Source organism: Marinobacterium profundum (assembly GCF_001528745.1).
GTDB classification, from domain to species: Bacteria; Pseudomonadota; Gammaproteobacteria; order Pseudomonadales; family Balneatricaceae; genus Marinobacterium_A; species Marinobacterium_A profundum.
This window is the reverse complement of the sequence record NZ_BCNS01000018.1, coordinates 149,735-155,734: the sequence shown is the minus strand read 5'-3', so window position 1 is coordinate 155,734 and position 6,000 is coordinate 149,735. Positions and strand designations below refer to the sequence as shown.

The 6,000-nt window shown below is 58.5% G+C and carries 6 protein-coding genes; 5 read left to right on the top strand and 1 reads right to left on the bottom strand.

From position 1 onward, the window contains the following. Positions 1-171: 171 nt before the first annotated feature. On the bottom strand, positions 172-498 hold the full coding sequence (locus MPRO_RS01895; RefSeq protein ID WP_067286276.1) for a DUF1820 family protein: 327 nt from the start codon (positions 496-498) through the stop codon (positions 172-174). 199 nt (positions 499-697) lie between these two features. Between MPRO_RS01895 and miaB the strand changes: the two genes are divergently transcribed. The 5 genes from miaB to lnt are packed head-to-tail and all read left to right on the top strand — an operon-like array spanning position 698 to position 5,984. Next, positions 698-2,047 carry a tRNA (N6-isopentenyl adenosine(37)-C2)-methylthiotransferase MiaB gene (gene miaB / locus MPRO_RS01890; protein ID WP_067286275.1) on the top strand — a complete coding sequence of 450 codons (1,350 nt, stop codon included), beginning with the start codon at positions 698-700 and terminating at the stop codon, positions 2,045-2,047. Positions 2,048-2,106: 59 nt separating this feature from the next. Beyond that, positions 2,107-3,114, top strand: coding sequence for a PhoH family protein (locus MPRO_RS01885; RefSeq protein WP_067286274.1), 1,008 nt, complete (start codon positions 2,107-2,109; stop codon positions 3,112-3,114). After that, on the top strand, positions 3,111-3,566 hold the full coding sequence (gene ybeY, locus MPRO_RS01880) for an rRNA maturation RNase YbeY (RefSeq protein WP_067286273.1): 456 nt from the start codon (positions 3,111-3,113) through the stop codon (positions 3,564-3,566). The genes MPRO_RS01885 and ybeY overlap by 4 nt, the downstream gene beginning before the upstream one ends. Before the next feature lie 12 nt (positions 3,567-3,578). Next, positions 3,579-4,421, top strand: a complete 843-nt coding sequence (locus MPRO_RS01875) for a CorC family transporter (protein ID WP_067286272.1) — start codon at positions 3,579-3,581, stop codon at positions 4,419-4,421. Between the two features lie 15 nt (positions 4,422-4,436). Continuing rightward, positions 4,437-5,984 (top strand): apolipoprotein N-acyltransferase, encoded by a 1,548-nt coding sequence (lnt, locus tag MPRO_RS01870; protein ID WP_082708387.1) that lies wholly within the window; start codon positions 4,437-4,439, stop codon positions 5,982-5,984. Positions 5,985-6,000 lie beyond the last annotated feature (16 nt).

The window sequence follows — 6,000 nt, the reverse complement described above, 5'->3', positions numbered from 1 at the left end:
TTTTAAGTGACTGGGTGTAGTGTTGCACTCTTGGTGGCGCTTTAGAACGCGCTCATTTTTTCGCCAGCCAAGGCGTGAGGCGGAGTCATAGTGGGGCTACGGCGACAACGAACAACGCAGGATGGCGGAAAAAGGGGCCGTTATAAGCTTCATGTAGCGTGAAACACTACACTAGCGATCCCGCCGCGGCGGTACTGACAACGGGAAGGCCGTGACGCTGCCACGCGCTTCGCTGATCTTGGGAACCCCTTGCTGGCGGACTTCGTCGATACGGATAATAGCCTGCATCGGTATATAGGACCGTTTCACATCCCCGAACTGCTTTTTCAGTTTTTCCTCGCCAGGGTCCACCAGCAGCTCGGAACGACTGCCAAAGACAAAGTCTTCGATTTCGATAAAGCCCCACATCTCGCTCTGGAACACATGGCGCGCATAAAGCTCGTACACCTGATCCTGATTAATAAATTGCACCCGATACATTCGCTCATCACTGGTCATTGTCTGTACTGCTGCTAACTGTATTACGCCTTATAATGAGGGCGAAATCGCGCGATACAAGGCTGCTCAAAATCTAGGCAGCCCCGCTCGCTTTCAGTATAATGCCCGGTCCTTTCGGGAGCCGATGTGGCACTGTCGTGTAAAGCGACAGGCAAACGCGGTCCCCCAGAGCAACCCGTTTAATCAATACAGGTGAGAAATGGCGAAGAAGCTATTTATCAAAACCCATGGCTGCCAGATGAACGAGTACGATTCGTCTCGTATGGCGGATCTGCTGGGTGAGAGCCATGCGCTGGAGCTGACAGACAACCCGGAAGATGCGGATGTGCTGCTGCTCAACACCTGTTCTATACGTGAAAAAGCCCAGGAGAAGGTGTTTCATCAGCTCGGCCGCTGGCGCAAGCTCAAGGATCGCAACCCCGATCTGGTGATAGGTGTAGGCGGCTGCGTCGCCAGTCAGGAAGGCGAAGCCATCTATAAACGCGCGCCCTACGTGGACATGATTTTTGGTCCGCAAACCCTGCACCGCTTGCCGGAAATGATTGATCTGACCCACCAGGGCCAGAAAGGCGTGGTGGATGTCAGCTTCCCGGAAATCGAAAAGTTCGATCACCTGCCCGCTCCCAAGGTCGAGGGTGCCGAAGCCTTTGTATCTGTGATGGAAGGCTGCAGCAAGTACTGCACCTTCTGCGTGGTGCCCTATACCCGCGGTGAGGAAGTCAGCCGCCCACTGGACAGCGTACTGGCAGAATGCCAGGAGCTTGCCGAACAGGGCGTGCGTGAAGTGAATCTGCTGGGGCAGAACGTCAATGCCTATCGCGGTGACACAGCCGATGGCGACAGTGCGGACCTGGCCGAGCTAATCCGCCGGGTGGCCGCCATAGAGGGCCTCGATCGCATTCGCTTTACCACCTCCCACCCGGTGGAATTCAACGACAATCTGATCAACGCCTACGCCGATGTGCCAGAACTGGTCAGCCATCTGCATCTGCCAGTACAAAGTGGCTCGGATCGCATACTGATGGCCATGAAACGCGGCCATACCGCTCTGGAGTACAAATCCAAGCTGCGCCGTATCCGCAAGTTGCGCCCGGAGATCAGTTTCTCGTCAGATTTCATCGTCGGCTTCCCCGGCGAAACCGAAGCGGATTTTGAGGCCACCATGAACCTGATTCAGGACATCGGCTTCGATAATTCCTTCAGTTTCGTCTACAGCCGCCGCCCGGGCACACCAGCCGCCGACCTGCCGGATACCGTATCGGAAGACACCAAAAAGATGCACCTGAAAATTCTGCAGGAACGCATCGTCCAGCAGGCGATGGGGATCAGCCGCCGCATGGTGGGTACGGTGCAGCGCATTCTGGTGAACGGTTACTCCAGAAAAGACCCGGGTGAGTTGTCCGGGCGTACCGAGAACAACCGCGTCGTCAACTTCCGCTCCACCAATCCGGACTTGATCGGCCACTTTGCCGATATTCGGATACTGGATGCATACGCCAACTCGCTTCGCGGGGAACTGATCAGCTCGGAGCTTGATCAAACGCACTGAACGCGAACTCTGTAACCGCAGGGTGCTTTTCCCCCTGCGATTACCGACTAGGAGCTAAATTGAACACAGCGCAAACGCTACGCCTGACCCTAGAACCCGATAACATCGAACACTTGGCCAATCTGTGTGGCCAGCTCGATGAGCACATCAAACTGATCGAACAACGCCTGCATATTGAGATCCGTAATCGCGGCAATCACTTTCAGCTGATTGGCGACCTGGAAATCGTGCGCGTTGTCGCCGAAATGCTGCAGAACCTCTACAAGGAAGCTGGCGCCGGCGTACAGCTGACGCCCGAAGCCGTGCACCTGCAGTTACAGCAATCCGGTGTCGAGCTGCTGCAGAACCGCATCGATCAGGGCGGCGTCGGCGGCGACGTCAGCATCCGTACCAAGAAAGTCCATATACGACCGCGCGGTGAAAACCAGCAGCAGTATGTGCGCGCCATCCGTAGCCGCGACGTCAATTTCGGCATAGGCCCCGCCGGTACCGGCAAGACCTATCTGGCAGTAGCTTGCGCAGTGGAAGCACTGGAACGCGAAGAAGTCAGCCGCATTCTGCTGGTGCGCCCGGCCGTGGAAGCGGGCGAAAAACTCGGTTTTCTGCCCGGTGATCTGGCCCAGAAAGTGGATCCTTACCTGCGGCCACTGTACGACGCCCTCTACGAAATGCTGGGCTTTGAGCGCGTCACCAAACTGATCGAGCGCAACATCATCGAAGTGGCACCGCTGGCCTATATGCGCGGTCGCACACTCAACGGCTCTTTTGTGATTCTGGATGAAAGCCAGAACACGACCCGCGAGCAGATGAAAATGTTCCTCACCCGTATCGGCTTTGGCTCCACCGCCGTGATTACCGGCGACATCACTCAGGTCGACCTGCCCAAGCACGTCCAGTCAGGCCTCAGGCACGCCATGGAAGTGCTGGGCGATGTCGACGAGATTGGCTTTACCCACTTTTCGGCCAAGGATGTAGTGCGTCATCCGCTGGTGCAGCACATAGTGCGCGCCTACGAGCGCTATGAACTGGAGCAGGCTAACGCCTCGACTGCAGGAGCCAGCTCTTGAAGCCCAGCGTGGAAGTTCAACGGGCCAGCGAAGCTAGCGATATCCCTGGGGACGCACAGTTCCAGATCTGGGTCGAGGCAGCCCTTAAGGGCCGCTTCGACGGCGGCGAACTCTGCATTCGCGTAGTTGATAACAGCGAGAGCCAGGCACTGAACCTGCAGTACCGCGGCAAGGACAAACCCACCAACGTACTGTCTTTCCCCTTCGAAGTACCTGAGGGTATCGAGCTCGATCTGCTCGGCGATCTGGTCATCTGTGCCGACGTCGTCGCACTGGAAGCTGCTGAGCAGCAAAAACCGCTGCTCGATCACTGGGCGCATCTGGTTATTCACGGAACCTTGCATCTGCTGGGTTACGATCATATAAAGGACGAGGACGCCGAAGAGATGGAATCACTGGAACAGCAATTGCTTGCCGACCTGTCCATCCCGGATCCTTACCAGGAACGCTAATCGAGGAACACCATGAGCGTTGACCGATCGGGGGGCCAACCCCGAAGTTGGTTTGGCCGCCTTGCCCAGGCCTTTGCCGACGAACCTCGCACCCAGGAAGACTTGCTCTACCTGCTGCGCGAATCCGTTGAGGACAATGTCCTCAGCCTAGAAGCCCTCGGTATCATCGAGGGCGCCATGCAGGTAGCCGAAATGCAGGTGCGAGACGTCATGGTCCCGCGCTCGCAGATGGTGGTGGTGCAGGTAGAACAGTCGCCACGCGACTTTCTGCCGCTAATCATTTCCAGCGCTCACAGCCGCTTTCCGGTGATCGGCGAAAGCCCTGACGAAGTACTGGGTATTTTGCTGGCCAAGGAACTGCTGCCGCTGATTCTGGAAGATAACAATGACAATTTCGATATCCGTAACGCCCTGCGTCCGGTGACCGTCATTCCCGAATCCAAGCGCCTCAACACCCTGCTGCAGGAGTTTCGCGCCACGCGCAACCATATGGCAGTGGTGGTCGATGAGTACGGCGGCATCGCCGGCCTGATCACCATCGAGGATGTGCTGGAACAGATCGTCGGCGAAATCGAGGATGAAACTGATATTGACGACGATGACGGCAATATCCGCCCATTCGACGACAATGGCTATATCATCAAGGCACTGACCCCTATCGAGGACTTTAACGAGTATTTCGATGTTGGCCTGCCCGACGATAACTTCGACACCATTGGCGGTCTTGTCACCCAGCGTTTCGGTCATCTGCCGCGCAAGGACGAGACCGTTGAGCTGGACGAATTCACCGTCAAGGTGCTGTCCGCCGACAACCGCCGCATTCGCCTGCTGCAGGTCAGCCGCCAGTCCCGTTAATCCCGGATACCCCCTATGTTTGCGATGGATCGTGCTGCCCCGCTCTGGCTTAGAGCGCTGGCAGCCGCCCTCGCCGGTGGCCTGACGCCACTGGCTTTTGCCCCCTTTGACCTCTGGCCACTGGCGCTCTTTGCTCCGGCACTGCTGTGGCTGTGCCTGCGGGATCAGTCCCCCCGCCGTGCGGCCTGGTTAGGCTGGCTGTTTGGTCTGGGATTTTATGGCGTCGGCATTTCCTGGGTCTACGTCAGCATCCATAGCTACGGCAACGCTTCGGCCTTGCTGGCAGGGCTGCTTACCGCCGCCTTTGTCGCCGCGCTGGCCTTGCTGGGTGCCGCCCAGGGCTGGATGTACGGCCGCCTGTTTGGCCGTGGCGGTGGTCAGTGGCTCGGTTTTGTCGGTCTTTGGCTGATCTGGGAATGGGTGCGCAGCTGGCTGCTGACCGGATTTCCCTGGCTCTATCTGGGCTATCCGCTGATCGACACACCTCTGGCGCTCTGGGCACCGGTGGGCGGCGTCTGGGCACTGAGCCTGATTGCCGTACTGCTGGGTACAGGCCTGGTGCAACTGTTGCTGGCGCGCACAACCCGGAACCGGCTGTTGACCGCAACCCTGCTCAGCCTGCCGCTAGCCGGCATCGCCCTGCTGCCGCTAAGCTGGACGCAATCCTCAGGCGCGCCGCTCAAGGTCGCACTGGTGCAGGGCAATATTCCGCAACAGATGAAATGGGAATCGGGCCGCCTGTTCGACATCATCAGCCGTTATCAGCAGCTAAGCCTGCAGGCGGGCCCGGTTGATCTGCTGATCTGGCCTGAAACCGCCATTCCCTCGACCCTTCACCAGGCCGAACGTCAGCTCAGCCCCTTTGTAGCAGCGCTGGCACGCAGCGGCACCGGATTTATCTCGGGGCTGCCCTCGGTAGTGCAGGACAGCACCGACCCCGCCCGCAGCATCTATCACAACAGCCTGGCGATTCTGACGCCCGAGCCTGCGGTTTATCACAAGCAGCGGCTGGTGCCATTTGGCGAGTACGTGCCGCTGGAATCCTGGCTGCGTGGCCTGATCGACTTTTTCAACCTGCCAATGTCGGCCTTTAGCCTGCCCCAAAGCGAACAACAGCCGCTGCCGCTTGAGTCGCACCGCATCGCCGCGGCCATCTGCTACGAAATTGCCTACCCGGAGCTGGTACGCCGCTCCAGCCTGAACTCAGACCTGCTGCTGACCGTATCCAACGACACCTGGTTCGGCCGTTCCATAGCGCCCGATCAGCATTTGCAGATTGCTCGCATGCGGGCGCTGGAAAACGGTCGCTGGCTGATCCGGGCCACCAACAATGGTATCAGTGCACTGGTGGACAGCCAGGGTCAGATACGCGCCCAGGCGCCGCGTTACCAGAGCGCCGTACTGGTCGATGATGTGCAGGGTATGCGCGGACTGACACCCTATCAGCGCAGCGGCGTCTGGCCTGCGCTGTTAATCGCGGCACTCTTTTGCAGTCTGGCACTGATATCCCGCCTCCGTGCACCAGCCCCGAAACCCAGAGGGCATTCCCGTAGCGCCCGATGAATCCGCGCCCAGCCTT